Here is a 20,908-nt window from a genome sequence, read left to right on the forward strand (position 1 = left end):
TTGACAGGCAAAGTAAACACTCTTTACAGTTCATCCATCGCAGCCGGTGAGGCTGTTTTTTCAAAACCGTTTTACCGAATTACTTTTTCCATTTCATTGCACAGGTCTGACCGTGAAACATCTGCATCAGCTCACACGCCGACTCGCCCGCCAGGGCGTGGTGGTGCGTGCGTGCGCGCTGCGGTCGATTGCATATAAAGGGTTTGTGATGACCTGTTCCCCCGTTAGTTTTGGCGGCGAGATATATGGCAAGCCATGGGCGAATGGCAGTGATGGGCTTTATTTACCGGGTTGGAGGGTGTGCTTGATGTAAGGCACGCGCTTCGCCACTCTGATTCCAGAGGCCCGGTTTCTGTCAAGAAACCGGGCCTTTTTGTTTTTTGATTCGGCACGCGGTGATCGCACCGCAATGGTTTCTGATCCGAAGCCACCGTTCCTTCACAACTTGCCGCAAGGCGATGTCGGTACTGGCCGACACAGCGCCTTGCAAATTTTTGCGGAAGTAGCTCAGTTTAGGCAGAGCGCGGCCATGCCACGGCCGAGGCCACGGGTTCGAGACCCGTCTTCCGCTCCACTTCGGGTGTGTCCATGCGGCACCGCTCACGCGCAGGCTGCGGGCGCAGCCGGGCGGGATGTGCACGGGAGTCGCCCTCTCATGTGCAGCGAATTCGCCTGAGCGTGGCTTGATGGCCGCGCCCCTCGCGCATGGACACAGCCGAAGTGGACAACCAACAATGCCCCGGTGATGGAATTGGCAGACATGCCTGCCTTAGAAGCAGGATTTTGGGAGTTCGACTCTCCCCTGGGGCACCACACAAGGAGCGTTGGCCGAGTGGTTGAAGGCACCGGCTTGCTAAGCCGCGGTCGCTTGAAGCGACCCGCTGGTTCGAATCCAGCACGCTCCGCCAGTTTGTTTTCACGGTTTAGCTCAGTCGGCAGAGCGCGTGCTTTGGGAGCATGAGGCCGAAGGTTCGAGACCTTCAACCGTGACCATCTACCCGCCTTCGATCACGCGGCACGCCTGTTCAGAGGCCGCCGCGCCCGGCCGCTCCGAAGCGGCCGGCCCGTCCCCCAGTGGGGGAGTCGGCTGACCCCGCGCAGCAGGGGTCAGGCAGACAGGGGGCGTCTTTTTTGCCTCGCTGGCGCAATGGATCAGCGCACCGGCCTACGAAGCTGGGGGTTGCAGGTTCGAGTCCTGCGCGAGGCACCACATTTTCAACGTTCAACCATAAGGAGAAAACAGCATGCGCAAACCAGTGCACGCCGCACCAGCGGCACAACCCGTATTTGTTCGCACGTACTCGCAACGGGCGTGGCGCGTGCTGACCACCACCCGCCGTGCGTGGCGGGGCCACGCCCTGCCGCGCCCCGACTTCACAGCGCTGCCGCCTGATGAGCGGGTGCGTCGTTTGGGCGAGTGGTGACTTCCACCATGGTGTTCATGGCGCAGTGGCAGCGCAACGGGTTGTGATCCCGCAGGTCGCCGGTTCGAATCCGGCTGGACACCCCAATTTGAATTCCACGCGCGTTCAGCTCAGTAGGTTAGAGCGTCCGTCCCAATCGGAAGGTCGGGGTTCGATTCCCTGAGCGCGTACCAACACTTATTGACCCCAAGGCCGTATGAAAGGAGGCCGCCATGACGCATCAACCCTACAGCCAAGTGCTGCAACTCGACATCCAGGGCACGCCGCAGGCGTGGATTTCGCTCGAACAGGCCGCCACGCATGTGGCCGTCGGTGCCGTGGCCTGGTGCGAGGGCAGTGGGCCGCTGGCGGTGCTGCGTGGTGGCTTCAACGTGCCACTGGGTCGGCCTTCGGTGATCGAGGTGCCGCCCATCGTGGCCCTGAGCGGCAGCGCACGCATCAACCTGTTTGACGTGGTGCCTGCGGTCAACAAACCTAAACTGCTGCGCCGCGACCGCCACACCTGCGCTTACTGTGGCCAGGTGTTGGCCGAGCGCGACTTGCAGTGCGAGCACATCGTGCCCGCCTCGCGCGGCGGCGGCTGGCACTGGATGAACCTGGTCACGGCATGCGCCGCGTGCAACGGCCGCAAGGCCAACCGCACGCCGGAACAAGCGGGCATGCCACTGCTGTACCTGCCTTACGTGCCCAGCCGTTTCGAATGCTTTTTGCTCGAAGGCCGGCGCATCCGGGCCGACGTGCATGAGTGGCTGGCCGCACGGCTGCCCAGGAATTCGCGTTTGCACTGACACTGCAGTGCCAACGCGTCAACGAATCTGTTGCAAGCCAGTGGAATGCTCACAGGTCAGGGGTTTGGCGGCAACGCTGGCCCCGCCGGTGCGCGGTGCCCGGCATTCAAGCCGGTGGTGGCCGCGTATGCCGCACCACTGGGCAAGCAGCGGATAAGCGATGGCCAAAGGCAAGCGCCTTTGCGCCCCGGACTCAACCCCGGAATCGCCCTGAATGGATAGCTCAATCGGGTAGAGCAGCGAACTCATCATTCGTCGGTCGCAGGTTCGAATCCTGTTCCATACAACACCTTGGTCGAAAGACCACCCGCCGAACGCGGTGTGCGTCGGCATTGGTTGCTTGATATGCAGCGTCGGGCCTGGCCCGGTGCTGCAAAGCTTGCTGCTGGTGCCGGTGCCGCCGTCAGCGGTGGCGGCTTTGCGCCAGGCGCTCGGTGAGAGGCGCAGGGGCTTGGTCAGCCAGCATGGATTTCAAGCTGTGCGTGCAACGTGCAGCCGGTGTCCATGCGGCCCGCCAGGCCCCTCGCCCGCACCACGCATGGCCCGCCGCCATCCCTGTAACGGCACCATTTTTTCAACACGCATCAACGTAAAACAAGGAGAAACATCATGTTCAAGCGTGTCACTGTGAAGAAGAACGAACGCGGCCTGCTGCTGCGCAATGGCGATTTCGATCGCGTGTTGCAACCGGGCCGTTATGCCCTGTGGGGCGGTTTTGACCGCCTGCGCGTGGAAACCTTTGCGCTGGAGTCGCCCGCCTTCAACCACCCATTGGCCGACTACCTGATGGCCAAAGAACCCGAGGTGGTGGCGCGCGACTTCGTGCGTGTCGAACTGGGCGAAGCCCAGGCCGGTCTGCGCTTTGAAGACGGCGTGCTGGTTGAAGTGTTGCCGCCCGCCACCCGCCGCCTCTACTGGCAGGGCCTGCGCGCGCTGCGTGTGGATGTGGTCGACGTGGCAGCCCAGGCCGAGCTGCCCGCCGCGTTGACACAGCGCTTGACCCAGACCCAGCTGCGCCAACGCGCCGTCAAGGGCCTGGAAGGTGTGCTGCAAGTGCAGGTGCCCGAGCATGGCGCGGGCGTGCTGTGGCTGGACGGCAAGCTCGCCCGCGTGCTGCCCGCCGGCAACCACGCGTTCTGGAAGTTCGGCCGCACGGTGGCGGTGGACCTGGTGGACTTGCGCCTGCAAACGCAGGAGGTGAGCGGCCAGGAAATCCTCACCCGCGACAAGGTGGCCCTGCGCCTGAACCTGGCCGCCACCTGGCGCTACACCGATGTGCTGACGGCGTTTACCCAGTTGCAAAAGCCCGCGGAACATTTGTACCGCGAGCTGCAGTTCGGCCTGCGCGCCGCCGTCGGCACGCGCACGCTGGACGAGTTGCTGGAAAACAAGTCCGTCATCGACGAGGTGGTGACTGAACATGCGCGTGCCAAGCTGGCCGCCTTTGGCCTGCTGCTGGACAGCGTCGGTGTCAAGGACATCGTGTTGCCCGGCGACATGAAGGCGCTGCTGGCGCAGGTGGTGGAAGCCGAAAAGGCTGCCCAGGCCAACGTCATCCGCCGCCGCGAAGAAACGGCCGCCACGCGCTCGCTGCTCAACACCGCCAAGGTGATGGAAGGCTCGCCACTGGCGCTGCGCATGAAAGAGCTCGAAACGCTGGAACGCGTGGCCGAGCGCATCGACAAGATCTCCGTGGTCGGGGGTCTGGACCAGGTGCTCGACGGGTTGGTGAAATTACGCCACCCCTGAGCCGCCTGCGGCGTCTTCCCCTCAAGGGGACGCAGCCTGTGGCCGGGGTGACTCCGGCGACGGCTGCTGCTGGCACGGCCTGCTCTGCGGCCATCTGAAGGATGGCCAAGGCTGTTGGCAAAGCACTTACTGACAAAAAAGAAATTGGAGAATGCCATCATGGAACCGAATCACATTCATCAAGACATCCCCGGCGGCGTGCCGCTGAAAATGTGGACACGCGGCGTGCCAGTGGACGAGGGTGCGGTCAATCAACTGAGCAACGCCGCACGCCTGCCCATCGTGTTCAAACACGTGGCGGCCATGCCGGACGTGCACGTGGGCATTGGGGCCACCGTCGGCTCGGTTATCCCCACGCGCCGCGCCATCATTCCGGCGGCCGTGGGCGTGGACATTGGCTGCGGCATGATGGCCGCCAAGACCACGCTGCGCGCCCAAGACCTGCCCGACAACCTGGAGCCACTGCGCGCGGCCATCGAACGCGCCGTGCCGCACGGGCGCAAACCGGGCGCACGCGATCCGGGTGCCTGGGGCCAAATTCCTGACGCCGTAGACACGGCGTGGGCCGCGCTGGAGCCGGAATTTACCGCCCTGTGCAGCGACTACCCCAAGCTGACCAAGACCAACAACCGCAGCCACCTGGGCACGCTGGGCACCGGCAACCACTTCATCGAGGTTTGCCTGGACGAAGCAGGGGCCGTGTGGTTCATGCTGCACTCTGGCTCGCGCGGGGTGGGCAACGCCATTGGTTCGATGTTCATCGAACTGGCCAAGCAGGACGCGCTGCGCCACAACGCCAACCTGCCCGACCGCGACCTGGCTTACTTTGAAGAAGGCGCGCGCTACTTTGGTGATTACGTGCGCGCCGTCGGCTGGGCGCAGCGCTTTGCCGCCACCAACCGCGAGTTGATGATGCAGCGCGTCATCGACGCGGTGCGCACGGTGATTGCCAAGCCTTTTGAAAGCCACGTCGAAGCCGTCAACTGTCACCACAACTACGTGCAGCAGGAGACGCACTTTGGCGAGCAGGTCTACGTCACCCGCAAGGGCGCGGTGAGCGCCAAGGCGGGGCAGTTGGGCATCATCCCCGGCAGCATGGGCGCGCGCAGCTATATCGTGCGCGGCAAGGGGCACCCTGATTCGTTCCACAGTTGCTCGCACGGCGCGGGGCGCGTGTACAGCCGCACTGAGGCCAAGCGCCGCTTCACGCTGGAGCAGCACCGCGCCGCCACCAAAGGTGTTGAATGCCGCAAAGACGATGGCGTGATCGACGAAACGCCCGCCGCCTACAAGGACATCGACGCCGTCATGGCCGCCCAGCGCGAGCTGGTGGACGTGGTGCACACCTTGAAGCAGGTGGTGTGCGTGAAGGGGTAGCACCGTGAAAAGCAACAAAGCCAGGCGCGCCGAAATCAAGGCGCGACGTCTGGAGCGGGCGCAGCGCATGCAAGAGCGATGGGCACCCGACAGCGACGTTCGGTTTGGCGATGCGCTGCAAGGCGAAGCGACACGAGCCGGACTGTCGGTGGTGGCGGCCAATCAGGCCGCGTTGCGCTTGCATAACAGCGAGTTTGACGCCTTGCCTGCCGCCTACGTCGACAAGGCGTTTGTCTGCCGACAATGCGGCGCGCAAGCGTTGTGGACAGCAAAACAGCAACGCTGGTGGTATGAGGTGGCAGGCGGATCTGTCTACAGTACCGCCATGGAATGTCGGGCTTGCCGCCGTGCACGCAAGGATGCCAGTCAAAAGCAGTGGCTATCGGTACAAACCGACCGCTTGCATGCGTTGGCACGCTTGATGCCCGATGCGGGCCTGCGCGTCGAACTCGATGCCGCGTTGGACAGCAAGTGGCAGGGCATTCGCGTGACGGCCGTCGGTGTCGTCGGACAGTGGTGGGGCGCGCACCGTGACCCGCAGGATCTGGCGCGTTTGAAGCGCTGGGTTGAAGACGCCGGGGGAAATTACAACCAGTGGCCACGATCTGCCGCCAAGGCGGCCGCCAAGGGCATTGCATTGAATCTGCGTGATGCCGACCTGGGCTGGGTGCTGGATTGGTTTTTGTCTTCGGGCGAATGTGCGGTGGATTCGCTCATCGTTCGCCAACTGCCGCAAGAGATGTTGCTGCAAGCGATGAACGCGCCCGGGCTGCGACGGGCGGCGCACACCGATGTTCCGCAGGCGACAACGTTGCTGAAAATTCTCAGTGCGGCGGACTTCGGCAGCCCATCGTGGCCCAGCTTGGCCCAGCATTACATGGCTTCGCTGGTCATCGGTGAGCTGGCGGCCAAAACGCTGCAATGGCAATGGCGTTGGGTGCAAGATCGCGCCAGAAAAGAAAGAACTGCATGACCACCTCCGCCATCCCCTTCGCCCACCCGGTCGGCCCGGCCGAGCGCCAACGCATCATGGCTTCGCTGGCAAACATCGAGGCACAGCACGACGTGACGGTGCTGTTCGCCTGCGAATCCGGCAGCCGGGGCTGGGGCTTTGCGTCGCCCGACAGCGACTACGACGTGCGCTTTATCTACGCCCATCGCTTGCCGTGGTACCTGACGGTGCGCACGGGGCGCGACGTGATCGAGTTGCCCATTGACGACGTGCTCGACGTCAACGGCTGGGACTTGCGCAAGGCATTGGGCTTGCTGCAAGTATCCAACCCGACGCTGCTGGAATGGTTGCGCTCGCCCATCGTATACCGCCGTGATGCGGTGGCGCTGGCGGGTTTGAACGATTTGGCGCGCCAGTTTTTCTCGCCTGTGCGCGCGTGGCACCACTACGCCAGCATGGCGCGCAAGACATACCGTGAACACTTGCAAGGCGAGCAGGTGCGTTACAAGAAATACCTGTACGCGCTGCGTCCATTGCTGGCCGCGCGCTGGATTGTGCAGCACGCCAGCGTGCCGCCGATGGTGTTTGCCGATCTGGTGGCCGCCACGCTGGATGCGCAGCGCGACCAGGCGCTGCTGGCCGATATTCGGGCGTTGCTGGATGTCAAAATGCGCGCAGGCGAGGCCACCACCAGCCCACGCTGGCCCGGTTTGCAGGCATTCATAGAAGCTGAATTGAACCAGCATGCGCCGCCTGAAAGCAGTCCAGCGCCCAGTGGCGATCAGCAGGTGTTGGACGACTTTTTATGCCGGTCTGTACTGGCGCACTCCTGAATCCCCAGCCACCTTTTGCACGCGCTGAAGCGCCATCAGCCACTTCATCAGGAATTAGAAAATGCAAATCAGCACTGCCACCATCACCACCGTTGAACCCGCGCGCATCATCTTGCGGCTGTGCAAGCACTGGGGCCACAAGTTCGCCGTGCAGTACGACGATGCCCAGGGCCGCATCGAGCTGCCTTCGGCCCTGTGCCTGCTGACCGCAGGTCAGGGGCAGTTGAGCATTCGATTAGAGGCCCAGCCCGATGCCGATTTGGCCCGGCTGCAACAGGTGGTGGCCGACCACGCGCAGCGCATGGCGCGGGACGAGACCTACGCGTGGCATTGGCAAACCGAAGTGGCCTGAGTTGGCCGAATCGGCCGTGGCGCACTGAAGAGCAAGCGCCTTATTGACGCGCCAGCCGCTCGCTTTTCCAGTACACGTCGTCGCCCGTGCTGCCATCGGGTCGGTGGCGGTTGAGTACGCGCGCCAGCACGAACAGCAGATCTGACAGGCGGTTGAGGTACTGGCGCGGCGCGGGGCGCAGTTTGTCCGCCCCTTCTTGCGCGCCCAGCGCCACCACAGCGCGCTCGGCGCGGCGCGCCACGGTACGGCACACGTGGGCCTGCGCGGCAGCCCGCGTGCCAGCGGGCAGGATGAACTCCTGCAACTTGGGCAACTGCGCGTTGTATTGCGCCAGCGCGGCGTCCAGTTGCGCCAGCGCGTCGCTTTTGAGCAGTTCAAAACCAGGGATCGACAGCTCGCCCCCCAAGTTGAACAACTGGTGCTGCACGTCGATCAGCAGCTCGCGCACGTCGGCGGGCAGGTTGTCGCACAACAGCAGACCGATGTGGCTGTTCAGCTCATCCACGTCGCCCATGGCTTGCGGACGGGCGCTGGCTTTTGAGACGCGTGTGTTATCGCCTAAGCCGGTGGTGCCGTCGTCGCCGGTGCGGGTGGCGATTTGCGTCAGACGCTTGCCCATGGCCTTCAGCCCGCCTTGGCAGCAGCAGCCTGCATCTGCCCCAGCAGCGCCCGCAGCCCCAGCAGGTAGGAATCGACGCCAAAGCCGCAAATTTGCCCGCGCGCGATATCGGCGATGCAAGAGTGGTGCCGAAACGCTTCGCGTGCGTGGATGTTGGACATGTGCACTTCCACAATCGGGCACTTCAAAATCGCCAACGCGTCCCGAATCGCCACGCTGGTGTGCGTCCACGCGCCCGCGTTGATCACCACGCCATCCACCTGATCGCGCAGCGCCTGGTGAATGCGCTCGCACATCGCGCCTTCGTGGTTGGTCTGAAAAGACTCGGCCACCACGCCCAGCTCTTTGGCCAGGTGCTGGATGGCCGCGTCAATGTCGGCCAGCGTGGCCGTGCCATATTGCGCCGCATCGCGCAGGCCGAACATGTTGAGGTTGATGCCGTGCAGAACAAGAACTTTCATGGGCGTGTCCTTTCATGGGGGTGATTACACCTTAGATTGGCATCTGTCCCAAGCCGCATGCCGTCACACCAGCGGCACTGTCAGCCGCGCCAGCACCGCGCCGGTGTCGGGCCGCACGCCGCGCCACCAGGCAAAGGCCTCGGCGGCTTGTTCCACCAGCATGCCCACGCCGTCGGCCACGCGGGTGGCACCAGCGGCCTGCGCAGCGCGCAAAAACGGCGTCAGCCCTTTGCCGTACACCATGTCATACGCCAGTGCTTGGGCGGCATAAGCGCTGGGTGGCACGGCCGGGGCCTGGCCGCTCAGGCTGGCTGAGGTGGCGTTGATCACCACGTCAAACTCCGGCTGTTCGTGCAGCGCATCCAATCCGCTGCCGTGCAGCGCGCAACCCATCGGCAGGTGCGGGGCCAATTCTTGCGCCAGTGCCTGGGCCTTGGCCGCCGTGCGGTTGGCGATGGCGATGTGCGCCGCCCCCGCCCGCGCCAGCGGCAGCAGCGCCCCGCGCGTGGCCCCGCCTGCGCCCAGCAGCAGCACGCGCCGCCCGGTCAGCGGCACGCCCAGGTTGTGCGTGATGTCGCGCACCAGGCCCACGCCGTCGAAGTTTTGCGCCTCGATGCGCCCATCTGCCAGAAAGCGCAGTGCGTTGGCTGCACCCGCCAGACGCGCATCGGCGCTGGCTTGCGTCGACGCGGCCAGCGCAGCCAGCTTGAAAGGCAGCGTCACGTTCATCCCGCGTCCGCCTGCGGCGCGAAACGCCGCCACCGCGCGCTCAAACCCATCCGGATCGGCCCCGCCATCAATGGCCTCGTAAGTCATGTCCTGCCCTGCGGCTTGCGCGAACAAACTGTGGATCAGCGGTGACTGGCTGTGGGCGATGGGGTGGCCGATGACGGCGTAGCGATCAGGCATGGTGGTAGGCGGCAACAGGGCGCGAGGGTGTGATCAAACGCCGACTGTAGCGCCGCGCATGGGGCACCCTCGCCGCTTACACTGCACCGCATGCAAGGCCAACTTTTCACTCAGGACTTTTTGCTGCGCGGCGTTTGCGAAACGCCCGCGTGGGCCGCCCTGGCTGATGCCGACGCAGCCGCCTTGCGTGAGCAACTGAGCGCCATTTTTGCCGGGCGCGACGCCGCCACCCCGCTGAACGAAGCGCAGACCGAGTCCGAGCTGATCTGGCCCGTGCTGGCCGCGCTGGGTTGGGGCGATGACACCCTGCCGCAGGTCAACCTCTCGGGCAAGCGGCGCGAAGACGTGCCCGATCTGCTGCTGTTCGCCAGCGCCGCCGACAAGGCGCAGGCGCTGCCGCTCAAGGACGATCAGCGCCTGCGCCACGGCATCGCCCTGCTGGAGGCCAAGCGCTGGCTGCGCCCGCTTGACCGGGGCGACCCATCCGAGCCCCAAGACCCCGACGCGCCCTCATCGCAAATGCTGCGCTACCTGAGCCGCGCCGACGTGGTGAGTGACCGGCGCGTCAAATGGGGCGTGCTGACCAACGGTGCGGTGTGGCGGCTTTATTGGCAAGACGCGCGCTCGCGCGCTGAAGAGTTTTTTGAGATCAACCTCGCGCTGGCCCTGGGCGTGCCCGGTGTGCAAGGTGAGTTCGACGATCCTGAGGCCGACCACGCGCTGCGCCTGTTTGCGCTGTTTTTCTCGCGCAGCGCCTTCTTGCCGCAAGCCTGGGACACCGCAGGCCGCAGCCTGCACGCCTATGCGCGCAACGAGGCGCGCCTGTACGAAGAAAAAGTGGCGCAGGATTTGGGCCAGCGCGTGTTTGACGACATCTTTGCCCAACTGGCCGACGCCCTGGCCCGGGCCGATTTGCAGGCGCAAACCCACAGCATCGGCTACGGCCAGTTCACCCGCCCGCAGTTCACCCCCGCGTACCTGGACGAAGTGCGCGAAGCCGCGCTGGTGCTGCTGTACCGCCTGCTGTTCCTCTTCTACGCCGAAGACCGCAACCTGCTGCCCGTGCGCGACGCGCGCTACGCCGCATACAGCCTGCGCCGCATTCGTGAGCAAGTGTGCGACCGCGTGGACGCTGGCGGTGCCTTCTCCGGCACCATGACCAACATCTGGCTGGTGCTGCAAGGCGTGTTCCAGCTCATCGACGAGGGCGACGACACCATTGGCATGCCGGCCTACAACGGCGGCCTGTTCCACTGGGGCCGCTCGCCGCTGCTGGGCCGCACCAAGGTGCCCGACAAGGTAATGGCGCCCATCATCGACGCCTTGTCTCGGCGCACCGAAGACCTTCTCAAAGGCTGGATTAATTATCGAGATTTGTCCGTCTCGCACCTGGGGGGCATTTACGAGCGCCTGCTCGAATACGCGCTCATTCACGAGGTGCAGGCCAAGGACGACTACAAGGACAAGCCCGAAATCAACCGTCTGGTGGCCCAGCCCGCCAGCTTTGCGCGCAAGGTCTCCGGCAGCTACTACACCCACGACGACCTGGTGCGGCTGGTGCTGCGCGAATCGGTCGGCCTGCTGGCCAAAGAGAAGATGGCCGACTTTGAGGCCCGCTGCGCCAAGTGGGCCAAAAAAGCCGCGCTCAACCCCGGCGACTGGGACGCGCTGGACCGGCTAGACCCCGCCAGCGCCCTGCTGGAGCTGAAAATTTGCGACCCCGCCATGGGCAGCGGCCACTTTCTGGTCACGCTGGTGGACTATCTGGCCGACCAGGTGCTGGAGGCCGTCAACGCCGCCGGCCAGCACGTGGCCGCGCAAGCCTGGTCGGCGCATCTGGTGGAGCAAAACAGGCCCTGGCAAAGCCCGCTGCTGGGCCGCATTGCCCACATTCGCCAAGGCATCAAGAAGAACGCCGCCGCGCACGGCTGGGCCGTGGCCGACGCGCAACTGGACGACCGCCACATCGTGCGCCGCATGATCCTGAAGAAAACCATCTTCGGCGTCGACAAGAACCCCATGGCCGTGGAGCTGGCCAAGACCGCGCTGTGGCTGCACACCTTCACCGTGGGCGCGCCGCTGTCGTTTCTCGACCACCACCTCAAAACCGGCGACAGCCTGCACGGCGAGCGCTTCGACACCGTCGAGCGCGGCCTGCACCAGCTCGGCATGCTGTTCCAGCAAGGCGAGCTGCAACGCCTGAAGCTGGCCGCGCAAGCCATAGGCCAGGTGGCTGATTTGACCGACGCCGACATGGGCGAAGTGCACCAGTCGCAGCAACTGGCGCAAGAGGCCGAGGCCCAACTGGCCCCCATCCACGCCGTGCTGGACTTCTGGCGCGCGCTGCGCTGGCTGATCCCCGGCTGGCCCGTGGCCAAGCCCGCGCAACTGGGCAAGCTGCTGAAAAACCAGCCCGAAAGGCAAGCCGCACTGGCGCGCCTGCTCGACCCGCAGGTCAACCTGATGACGGTGCTGCACCAAGGCACCTTGCCGGGCAAAGACGCCGCCACGCAGGCCGCCAACCAGCTCATGGCCGAAGCCCGCGCACTGGCCGCGCGCGAAACGTTTTTTCACTGGTGGACCAGCTTTCCCACCGTGTTTGGCGACGGCAGCCGCGGCGGTTTTGACGTGGTGCTGGGCAACCCGCCGTGGGATCGCATCAAGCTGCAACAGGTGGAATGGCTGGCCGAGCGCGACCGCGCCATCGCCGCCCAGCCGCGCGCGGCCGACCGCAAGGCCCTGATCGCCGCGCTGCAACAAAAGAACGCGCCGCTGTGGCAGGCGTATGAACAAGCCGCCGAGCGCGCCGAAACCCAGGCCCGCGTGGTTGGCAAAGGCAAGTTCGGCAGCGACGACTACCCGCTGCTGGGCGGCGGCGACGTCAACCTCTACAGCCTGTTCGTCGAGCGCGCGCAGACCCTGGCCGCGCCCGACGGCATGGTTACCCTGGTCACCCCCAGCGGCATTGCGGCTGACAAAGGGGCCGCGCCGTTCTTCAGCAGCCTGAGCAGCCACGGGCGGCTGGGCGCGCTGTTTGATTTTGAGAACCGCAAAGTGTTCTTCCCCGACGTGCACGCCAGCTTCAAATTCTGCGTGCTGCTGTTCGGCGGCCCCCAGCGGCGCTTTGCGCAAACGCGCTGCGCCTTCTTTTTGCACAGCCTGGATGAGTTGGACGCGCAACCCGAGCGCACCCTGCTGCTGACGGCCGAGGACTTTGCCCGCGTCAACCCCAACACCGGTGCCGCCCCCATCTTCCGCCACCGGCGCGACGCCGACATCACCTTGGGGCTGTACGCCCGCCACCCGGTGCTGGTGCGGCACAGCCCGCAAGGCGAGCAGCGCGCCTGGCCGGTGAAGTACCTGCGCATGTTCGACATGACCAACGACTCGGCCAAGTTCCTCAAGCCCGAGGAACTCGCCGCAGATGGCTGGCAGCGCGCGCCGCTGAATCGGTGGCGCAAGGGCGCGCAGGAGGCGCTGCCGCTGTACGAAGGCAAGATGGTGCAGATGTACGACCACCGGGCGGCGGACGTGGTGGTGCATGCTGACAATTTGCACCGTGCGGCGCAGCCTGAAACGCTGACCAGCGCAACAAAGACAGCGCCGAATCGCTATCCGCACCCCCAATTTGCGGTCAATACGGACGAGATCACAGCCAATCCATACGGCTGGGCTTTTGGCTTCAAGGAAATCACGGCCCCGACCAACGCGCGCACGATGATCGCTGCACTTATGCCTGCCGTGGGTTTTGGCAACAAGCTACCGCTGTTGATCCCTCAGGGCTTGGATGCTCAGGCGGCGGCGCGCGTCGTGGGGTTGTTGGCTGCGACTTTCAACTGCTTTGCATTTGATTTCGTTCTGCGCCAAAAGCTGCAAGGACAAACCATCAATTTGTTCATTCTTGAACAACTCCCCGTCATCGCCCCCACCGCCTTCGACCAACTCCTGCCCGCCAAATTCGCCGCTGCCGCCCGCCAGGCCGCGCTAATGAACGGCCACCACCCGCAGCCCACCGTGGCGGACTTCGTGCTGCCGCAGGTGCTGGCGCTGAGCTATACCGCGCACGACCTGGCGCCGTTCGCGCGCGATCTGGGCTATGTGGACGATCAAGACGAGGTATTGCCGCCCATCATCTGGGACGACGAAGCACGCCGCGAACGTCTGGCCGCGTTGGACGCGCTGTTCTTCTGGCTCTACGGCCTGAATGAGGGCGACGCCGACTACGTGCTGGGCCAGTTCCCGATCGTGCGCGAGCAGGACGAACGCGCCTTTGGCCGCTTTCGCACCCGTGAAGACGTGCTGCGCTGGCGGGCGTTGCTGGGCTGACTGGTTTTGAACGAAAAGTGCCTGTTGTGCTTGTCCATCAAGTGCAGACAGCTATTAATTAAATAGCTAAAAATAGCCCCTCAAGGCGTACACTGCGCCTTTGCCCGCGCCAGCCAGGAGACGACCGCCATGAACGCGCCCACTCAAACCCGCCACGCACAGCCCGACCTCAAACCCCGCCCTGCCCCGCCTGCGCTGCTGGCGGCGCTGCAAAAGCGGTTTGGTGCGCAACTGTCTACCGCACAGGCGGTACGCGAACAGCACGGGCGCGATGAATCGGCCTTTACCACCGTGCCGCCGCCCGAGGCTGTGGTGTTTGCCGAAAGCACGCTCGACGTGGCCGACGCCGTCAGGCTGTGCGCCGAATACCGGGTGCCGGTGATTCCGTACGGCGTCGGCTCGTCGCTGGAAGGGCATTTGCTGGCGGTGCAAGGGGGCATCAGCCTGGATGTGTCGCGCATGAACCAGGTGCTGGCCGTCAACGCCGAAGATTTGACGGTGACGGTGCAGCCGGGGGTGACGCGCAAGCAACTGAACGAGCAGATCAAAAGCACGGGGCTGTTTTTTCCCATCGACCCCGGCGCCGACGCCAGCCTGGGCGGCATGGCGGCCACGCGCGCCAGCGGCACCAACGCCGTGCGTTACGGCACCATGCGCGAAAACGTGCTGGCGCTGGAGGTGGTGACCGCGCAGGGCGAGGTCATCCGCACTGGCACGCGGGCCAGAAAAAGCAGTGCCGGCTATGACCTGACGCGCCTGTTTGTGGGCAGCGAAGGCACGCTGGGCGTCATCACGCAGGTCACGCTGCGCATCTACCCGCTGCCGGAGGCGGTGTCGGCGGCCATTTGCACCTTTGACACCATTGCCGATGCGGTGAACACGGTGATCCAGACCATTCAGCTTGGCGTGCCGATTGCGCGGGTGGAGCTGATCGACGCCAAAACCGTGGCCATGGTCAACCGCCATGCCGAGCTGAGCCTGCACGAGGGCCACATGCTGCTGATGGAGTTCCACGGCTCGCCCGCCAGCGTGAAAGAGCAGGCCGAAACCGTGCAGGACATCGCCCGTGAGCACCAGGGGGCAGACTTTCAGTGGGCCGACACGCCCGAGGAACGCACGCGCCTGTGGACGGCGCGGCACAACGCTTACTTTGCGGCCGTACAAAGCCGTCCGGGCTGTCGCGCGATCTCAACCGATACCTGCGTGCCTATCTCGCGCCTGGCCGACTGCCTGCTGGATTCGGTGACTGAGGCCGACGCCAGTGGTTTGACCTACTTTCTGGTCGGCCACGTGGGCGACGGCAACTTTCACTTTGGCTACCTGATCGACCCTGACAGCGCCCAAGAGCGTGCCACGGCCGAAGCGCTGAACCACCAACTGGTGGCGCGCGCCATCGCCATGCAAGGCACGTGCAGCGGCGAGCACGGCGTGGGGCTGCACAAGATGGGTTTTTTGGTGGACGAGGCGGGCGAAGGCGCGGTGGCGATGATGCGCACCCTCAAGCAGGCGCTGGATCCGCTGAACATCATGAATCCGGGCAAAGTGTTTGCGCTGTGACGACTGGTGCACCGACTACTGAACAAGCACAGCCCCGTTTCTTTGATACCGCATCAGCCCAACCGATGCTGAGCACGGCACGCTGGAACTCGTGTTATTCCATTTCCAGATCAACAGTGCGCTTTGTCGGCTCAGCTTGCTGTACGTGTCAGTATTGTCTGCGCTTCGCCTTCGCGTTCACTATTGATCTGGAAATAAAATTAGCCCCTACATATCTACAGATGCCACTCAGCTTCCGCACAACCGCCATGTTCACAGCGACGCTCTGTTTCGCGCTGGCGGCCACTTGGTTATTTGCCCCCGATCTGTTGTTGTCGCTTTGGGGCGTTCAGTATTCATATCCGGTTGGGCTTGTAGCGCGGCGCGGAGCCGCCTTGTTCCTCGCCATAGGCGTCATGTCCTACATGGTTCGCGGCTCAGAGTTTTCTAGTAGCCGCCTTGCTTTGTCATATGGATTTGCACTCGGTTGTATTGTTCTGGCACTCCTCGGGACTTGGGAGCTGGTCACAGGCCATGCAAGCGTCGGCATACTTTCCGCAGTCCTTGTCGAAGTCTTACTAGCGATCGCTCTTTTTGTAACGGCGCGCAGGTAGTTGCGAGGCTGACCATCCGTTCAAGCCGACACCGTTTCGTGACCAGTTTGCCGTGCTGATTGCCCAGTAAGTGGATATTGCCGTATAGCGCAGCTTCTTGCATGCGCCATGTGCTTGTCTTGGTATCAACCTCTCAACCGGTCACCCAGCTTGCGCAGACGGCGACTGAGTTCGCGCGCCATGTTCATCTGGATCAGCGCGAACTGCTCGACGTCCGAGCGGTACAACGCCAACAAGCCGTCCATGGACACTTCCAGCGCGCTGGATTCGGTGACGGCACGCGCGGTGGCGCTGCGGGGAGAAAAGTCGATCACGGCCATTTCGCCAAAACAATCGCCTGGGGCCAGGCGCGTGAGCGTGACTGGGCCGGTATCGGAGTTTTTGGTCAGCATCACCTCGCCCATGTTCAGCACATACAGCGAATCGCCACGCTCGCCCTCGCTGAAAAACAGAGCATCGGCAGACCGCTGCACCTCGTGGGAATGGGCCAACAACACGGTGAGTGCGGCTTCGTTCAAGCCGCCAAACAGCGGCATGTGTTGCAGCCGATCGAAGTGGGGGTTGCTGCTGGGTGGGGTGCTCACAACGCTCTTTAATTACAGCCACAACGGCCAATCAGCCACGATTTCTGAGCGCTTGTTGCAGCCATGACGGCAGGCCCGAAAGGGCCTCTCTGCACAAACCCCCAAGCTTAATGGTTTGCCAAGGCGTCCATGGTGGCGTTGTCAAGCCGACCTGTGGCTCTGAGTCCGCTGGCGCGCTGGAAATCGCGCAGGCCGGCCGCCGTGCGCGGGCCCATGGCACCGTCTGGCGTGCCGACGTTGTAGCCCATGTTGTTCAAGTGTTGCTGCGCTTCGCTCAAAGACATGACGGTGCCGCCTTGGCCTGGGACATTGGTGCGCGACGGGGCGGCGGCACCATCCACGCCCAGACGGCCACCACCGCCCAGGCCCTGGCCTTGCACCCTTTGCGTGCGGTAGTTGCGCAGGCTGCGCACCATCTGGTTGTAGGCGTCCATGAAAGCGGCGGCGATCACCTTGCCCTGCGGCGTGCTCTGGTAGCTGCCCAGGGAGCCGCCGATGCGCGAGCCGCTCAAGCTGGCCAGGATATCCAGATCAGTTTTGGAGGCGCTGCCTTCCGATGCCGACACCTGCACGCCGGAGCGGTTGTCGACCAGGGTCAGCATGGCGCTGGCTTCGCGCGTGCGCATGCTGCCGCCGATCCTGGTCAGTGCCCGGGCTGCGCCGCCGCCGATCAATCCGCCCAGTGATGCAATGGTGGCACCGGTGTTGTTGTCGCTGAAGATGATTTCGGGCGACATGCCGTAGTCAGAGGCCACCATCTGTCCTTTGCCGAAGTTGCTGCCGCCGCGCATTTCGCCGGACTGCATCAAGTCGCGCTCGCGGCTCATGGCGCGCATGCCGGCCGCGCCGCGCTCGACCACCACGAAGCAGTTGGATTGCTGGACCAGCAGGCGCAGCAGATTGGAGGTGGGCGGCAGCTTGTATTCATTTCGCAGTATGCTGTACCAGCCGGCGTTCTGGTTCTCGACGAGCGATATGGTGCCCAGGGGCGAGGCGCATTTTTCGAGCGCGCTGCTCTCACCTGAGGTGGCGGAACCAGCGGCTGAGCCGGTGGCCACGGTTTTGGCATCCTGGCTGCCCATCTTCATGTTGGTGGTTTCGCAACCGACCAGCAGCAAGGTGGTTGCAGCGACCGTCAGCGCAGTCGTGGTGGTTCTCAGCATTCAATGACTCCCATGAAAAAGATGCGACGCGGCGGCTAAGCCGCGATATCGCCAGTGGTTATTGTGAAAAATTCAACATTCTATATGTAACCGGGAGCATCGCCGATGTCTGCACAAGGCAAGGAAATTGCGAGCCGGGAAAAAGTGTTGGCAGACCCTAATTCGGGGCCACACCCAGCGCGCGCACGGTTTCCACGTCGAGATAGCCGTGCACGGGCAGGCCGCGCGCTTGCTGGTATTGGGCCACGGCGGCCAGTGTGGTCTGGGCCAGCACGCCATCTTCAGCGCCGGGGTCAAAGCCGACGGACTTGAGGGCGCGCTGCACTTCGCGGATCTTGCCGGGTGCGGTGTTGGTTTCGCACATGACTTCGCGTTTTTCTTCGCTCGGCTCAGACACCTTGACCTGCCAGGTGATGGTTTCGTACACGGCGGGTACGTCCACCCAGCGGGTGCTGGCGGGCTGGTCGAGCGCCTGGCGGGTTTCGGTGCGGTAGACGGCGGGCACGACTTCGTCGCGCACGCTGGCTTCGCGGGTGACGATGGGGCGCTCCAGCGTTTGCACCATGGCGGGCACATCCACTTTGCGCAGGCTGGCGGGCTGGTCCAGCGTGTAGCTGGTCACGGCCTGGGTTTCGGCGGCCACGGCCACGTCGCGCACGGCCTCTGGCTGCACCAGCACCTGCTTGGTGATGGTTTTGTAGGTGGCGGGAATGGTCACTGCCTCGGTGCGGGCAGGCTCTACTTCTACCCGGCGCTTGATGGTGCGGTAGGCGGCCAGCTCGTTGACCACGCGCACGTCGGCGGCGGTTTCAGGCACGTAACGGTTGATGTCGCGGTATTCGGCGGGCACGCGTACTTCGCGCACCCAGGCGTCGGGGGCGATGGCGGCGTCGATCTGCACCAGGTGACGCCCGGTCACGCTGGCTGCGCGCACCACGCGCTCGCCGCTGGGGGTGGCCACCAGTTCGCCATGGGTGTCGAACTTGTAGCCCAGCGCGCGGGCGCGCTCAAAGTCGACCTCCTGACGGTAAATGTTGTGGTACTCGGCCGGCACTGGCACGGCGCGCGTGATGCCTTCGCGCACCACCACTTGTTTGGTGACGTTTTTGTATTCAGCCGGTACGGCCACGTCGCTGGTGGTGGCCGGGGCCTTGAGCACCTGGCGCGTCACGCTCTGGTATTGCGCGGGCACTTCCACCAGGCACATCACGTCGTCTTCAAGCTGGGCGTTGTTGGAAGCGACCATGCCGGTATCGACCACGCCACGTGAGATACCGCCAGTGGCGGCAGGTACCAGGCTGCGGTCGGCGACCTTGAAGCCCTTGAACTCGCCCGTGGGGTCGACCACAAAGCCGCGCATCGGCACGACCTCGATCGCCTGCCCCACCCAGGCGCGGCCACGGCGCCATTCGCGGTAGGCTTCACGCACTTTGACTTGTTCGGTGACGATTTCGTAGGCAGCGGGCACTTCCACTTTGCGCACGGTGGCCGGGCGCACTTCCACCGGCTCGATCACGGTTTTGGTGATGGGCGGCAGTTGCTCGATGCGGGTGGTGGCGGCGGTGCGCAGGCGCTTTTCGGCCACGGGTTTCATGGGCAGGTTGATCTTGACGTAGCGCAGCACCTCGGGGCGCACCAGCACGCGCTCGACTTCGGTGCGGTAGGTGGGTTCGATGGTTTCGGTGCGGGTGGTGGCGGGGCGCACTTCCACTGTTTCTTCCACTTCCTTGTAAACCGCAGGTACCACGCGCTGGATGGTGTGCTCTGGCACGTCGACCACGCGTTCGCGCACTTTTTTGTACACCGGCGGGGTGATTTCGGGGCGGGTGGTGGCTTCTTTGGTAACCACCTGTTCGGTGCTGGCGGTGAAGGTGGGGGCCACGGGTTCGTCGCGCGTGCCTGCGGGGCGCACCACCACTTGCTCGGTGGCAATGCCCAACTCGGGCGGCACAGGCACCTGGCGGTGTACTTCGGGCTGCACCATCACTTGTTCGGTCACGGTTTTGTAGGTGGCGGGCACGACTTCTTCGCGTCGGGTGGCCGGTTGTACCAGCACCTGTTCGCTGCGGGTTTCAAAGCGCGCGGGCGTCAGGATGTTGGCGAAACACTGGTTGGGCAGGGCCTCAGGTGCGGGCGGATCGTCTTGCTGGGCCACCGCAGGTGCTGGGGGCACGGGGCGCGGCAGGTTGCCGGAAAAGCCGTTGTCGCACTGCGCCATGGTGGCGCGCACCGGCTGGCCTGCGGCGTCGCTGTACAGGTTGAGCGGCATGTCGGGGCTGAAGGGTACCCATTTGCCCACCAGCTCGGGCGTGATGTCGGGGCGACCACGCACGTGGCGGATGCCCAGATCGCACGCGCCGCGGGTGTAATCAGCCGCCTGATAGCGCAAGCCAGCCGCTTGCGCGGTGGCTGTGGCCAGCTCGCTCAGGCGGACGGTGCGCACGCGGGCTTCGCCTTTTTGGCGCGTGGGCTTGCGGGTAGTGACGGGCTGGTAAAACCGCGCGATGCCGCCTTGCACCGCGGCGTCGCACTCAGCGGCGGTGTCGTAGCCGACGTTGCCGTAGACATCGGTCACCATGCCCGCCTGGGCGGCGCTGGCCAGAACCAGGCCACTGCCCAGCAGGGCCACACGTTTGAACGGACGTTGAACGTTCTTGATAGACGACTTCATGTTGCACTTCCTCTGCGCCAAACACACACGAATACGGGCCTGCATACTGGCCTCGGGCCTTAAATAGTAACGGCTGGTGAGCGTTTATTAACTGATTTGACGCGCATTTGCGTTGCAAACACAACAAAGTGCTTGAATTTGTCGGCCTCATCGTGAACAGACCACGGCGCAGCGCACGGGCGGCGTTGTGCGGGGCTGTTGCAGTCATTCAGCCTAGAAAAAGCAGTTGAACACGTTCGCTAGTGTCGCGCCCGATGCGCCAGGCAAGACGCGAGGACGCCGCAGGCTCGTGCCTGCAAGGACGAGCAACGCCGCATGTCGCATCGGGCGTGGTGCTGGCGAACGTGTAGCGACATCACCCAAGAGGTTTATGCGGCATTCTTGAAGATCACAAGCGGTCAACTGCTTTTTCTAGTGTAGTGGTCGATGCTTGATGGCACTTATAAAAATGATGGATTTGTTGTCATGGCAAGGCGCAAACCGCAGCGATAGCCGTAGCTACCGCGAGGATTTGCAACGCCGCCATGGCGGCAAAGACGCGTTTTTATGT

The 20,908-nt window shown here is 64.1% G+C and carries 15 protein-coding genes and 8 tRNA genes; 17 read left to right on the forward strand and 6 right to left on the reverse strand.

The annotated features are described in order from the left end of the window. The first annotated feature begins 496 nt into the window (after positions 1-496). The 15 genes from ACK5NW_RS06045 (at position 497) to ACK5NW_RS06115 (ending at position 7,475) form a co-directional block, all read left to right on the forward strand. Positions 497-574: transfer RNA gene (locus ACK5NW_RS06045), tRNA-Gly, on the forward strand. A gap of 162 nt (positions 575-736) precedes the next feature. Next, positions 737-813, forward strand: a tRNA-Leu gene (locus tag ACK5NW_RS06050). A 5-nt stretch (positions 814-818) separates the two neighbouring features. Further along, a tRNA-Ser gene (locus ACK5NW_RS06055) sits at positions 819-908 on the forward strand. Positions 909-917: 9 nt separating this feature from the next. Further along, positions 918-993 (forward strand) — tRNA-Pro (locus tag ACK5NW_RS06060). Between the two features lie 140 nt (positions 994-1,133). Continuing rightward, positions 1,134-1,210 (forward strand) — tRNA-Arg (locus ACK5NW_RS06065). A 34-nt stretch (positions 1,211-1,244) separates the two neighbouring features. Continuing rightward, positions 1,245-1,424: a hypothetical protein gene (locus tag ACK5NW_RS06070; RefSeq protein ID WP_416926090.1), complete on the forward strand. Its 180-nt coding sequence runs from the start codon at positions 1,245-1,247 to the stop codon at positions 1,422-1,424. 11 nt (positions 1,425-1,435) lie between these two features. Continuing rightward, positions 1,436-1,510 (forward strand) — tRNA-His (locus ACK5NW_RS06075). Between the two features lie 13 nt (positions 1,511-1,523). Next, positions 1,524-1,597: transfer RNA gene (locus tag ACK5NW_RS06080), tRNA-OTHER, on the forward strand. A 39-nt stretch (positions 1,598-1,636) separates the two neighbouring features. Continuing rightward, a complete protein-coding gene (locus ACK5NW_RS06085; RefSeq protein WP_416926092.1) occupies positions 1,637-2,212 on the forward strand; it encodes an HNH endonuclease in 576 nt (191 codons plus the stop codon). A gap of 212 nt (positions 2,213-2,424) precedes the next feature. Further along, positions 2,425-2,498: transfer RNA gene (locus ACK5NW_RS06090), tRNA-Met, on the forward strand. Positions 2,499-2,821: 323 nt separating this feature from the next. Further along, on the forward strand, positions 2,822-3,961 hold the full coding sequence (locus ACK5NW_RS06095; RefSeq protein ID WP_416926094.1) for a slipin family protein: 1,140 nt from the start codon (positions 2,822-2,824) through the stop codon (positions 3,959-3,961). A gap of 159 nt (positions 3,962-4,120) precedes the next feature. After that, positions 4,121-5,338 (forward strand): RtcB family protein, encoded by a 1,218-nt coding sequence (locus ACK5NW_RS06100; RefSeq protein ID WP_416926096.1) that lies wholly within the window; start codon positions 4,121-4,123, stop codon positions 5,336-5,338. Positions 5,339-5,342: 4 nt separating this feature from the next. Continuing rightward, on the forward strand, positions 5,343-6,311 hold the full coding sequence (locus tag ACK5NW_RS06105; protein ID WP_416926098.1) for a zinc-ribbon domain-containing protein: 969 nt from the start codon (positions 5,343-5,345) through the stop codon (positions 6,309-6,311). Continuing rightward, on the forward strand, positions 6,308-7,123 hold the full coding sequence (locus tag ACK5NW_RS06110) for a nucleotidyltransferase domain-containing protein (RefSeq protein ID WP_416926100.1): 816 nt from the start codon (positions 6,308-6,310) through the stop codon (positions 7,121-7,123). The genes ACK5NW_RS06105 and ACK5NW_RS06110 overlap by 4 nt, the downstream gene beginning before the upstream one ends. Positions 7,124-7,184: 61 nt before the next feature. Then, a complete protein-coding gene (locus ACK5NW_RS06115; protein WP_416926102.1) occupies positions 7,185-7,475 on the forward strand; it encodes a DUF2218 domain-containing protein in 291 nt (96 codons plus the stop codon). A 40-nt stretch (positions 7,476-7,515) separates the two neighbouring features. Here ACK5NW_RS06115 and ACK5NW_RS06120 read toward each other — a convergent pair whose 3' ends face one another. The 3 genes from ACK5NW_RS06120 to aroE all read right to left on the reverse strand — a co-directional run bounded on the left by ACK5NW_RS06120 (position 7,516) and on the right by aroE (position 9,464). Continuing rightward, the gene (locus ACK5NW_RS06120; RefSeq protein WP_416926104.1) at positions 7,516-8,094 is read right to left on the reverse strand and encodes a cob(I)yrinic acid a,c-diamide adenosyltransferase; all 579 of its coding nucleotides are present in this window, start codon (positions 8,092-8,094) and stop codon (positions 7,516-7,518) included. Positions 8,095-8,099: 5 nt separating this feature from the next. Then, complete coding sequence (gene aroQ / locus ACK5NW_RS06125; protein WP_416926106.1) at positions 8,100-8,555, reverse strand: type II 3-dehydroquinate dehydratase; 456 nt, start codon at positions 8,553-8,555, stop codon at positions 8,100-8,102. A 63-nt stretch (positions 8,556-8,618) separates the two neighbouring features. Beyond that, positions 8,619-9,464: a shikimate dehydrogenase gene (gene aroE / locus ACK5NW_RS06130; RefSeq protein WP_416926107.1), complete on the reverse strand. Its 846-nt coding sequence runs from the start codon at positions 9,462-9,464 to the stop codon at positions 8,619-8,621. A 90-nt stretch (positions 9,465-9,554) separates the two neighbouring features. Here aroE and ACK5NW_RS06135 point away from each other — a divergent pair, with 90 nt between their 5' ends. Both ACK5NW_RS06135 and ACK5NW_RS06140 read left to right on the forward strand, forming a co-directional pair. Next, entirely contained in the window at positions 9,555-13,790 is a 4,236-nt protein-coding gene (locus ACK5NW_RS06135) for an Eco57I restriction-modification methylase domain-containing protein (protein ID WP_416926109.1), read from the forward strand. Between the two features lie 129 nt (positions 13,791-13,919). Next, positions 13,920-15,347 (forward strand): FAD-binding oxidoreductase, encoded by a 1,428-nt coding sequence (locus tag ACK5NW_RS06140; RefSeq protein ID WP_416926111.1) that lies wholly within the window; start codon positions 13,920-13,922, stop codon positions 15,345-15,347. A 718-nt stretch (positions 15,348-16,065) separates the two neighbouring features. On the opposite strand, the gene ACK5NW_RS06145 is transcribed toward ACK5NW_RS06140, so the two are convergent. From ACK5NW_RS06145 to ACK5NW_RS06155, 3 genes are all read right to left on the reverse strand, one after another. Beyond that, entirely contained in the window at positions 16,066-16,524 is a 459-nt protein-coding gene (locus tag ACK5NW_RS06145; protein WP_416926113.1) for a Crp/Fnr family transcriptional regulator, read from the reverse strand. Between the two features lie 107 nt (positions 16,525-16,631). Continuing rightward, positions 16,632-17,687, reverse strand: coding sequence for a peptidoglycan-binding protein (locus ACK5NW_RS06150; protein ID WP_416926115.1), 1,056 nt, complete (start codon positions 17,685-17,687; stop codon positions 16,632-16,634). A gap of 157 nt (positions 17,688-17,844) precedes the next feature. After that, positions 17,845-20,358, reverse strand: a complete 2,514-nt coding sequence (locus ACK5NW_RS06155; protein ID WP_416926117.1) for a peptidoglycan-binding protein — start codon at positions 20,356-20,358, stop codon at positions 17,845-17,847. Between the last annotated feature and the right edge of the window lie 550 nt (positions 20,359-20,908).

Origin of the sequence: Ottowia sp. (assembly GCF_047975795.1) — a bacterium.
GTDB lineage: Bacteria > Pseudomonadota > Gammaproteobacteria > Burkholderiales > Burkholderiaceae_C > Ottowia.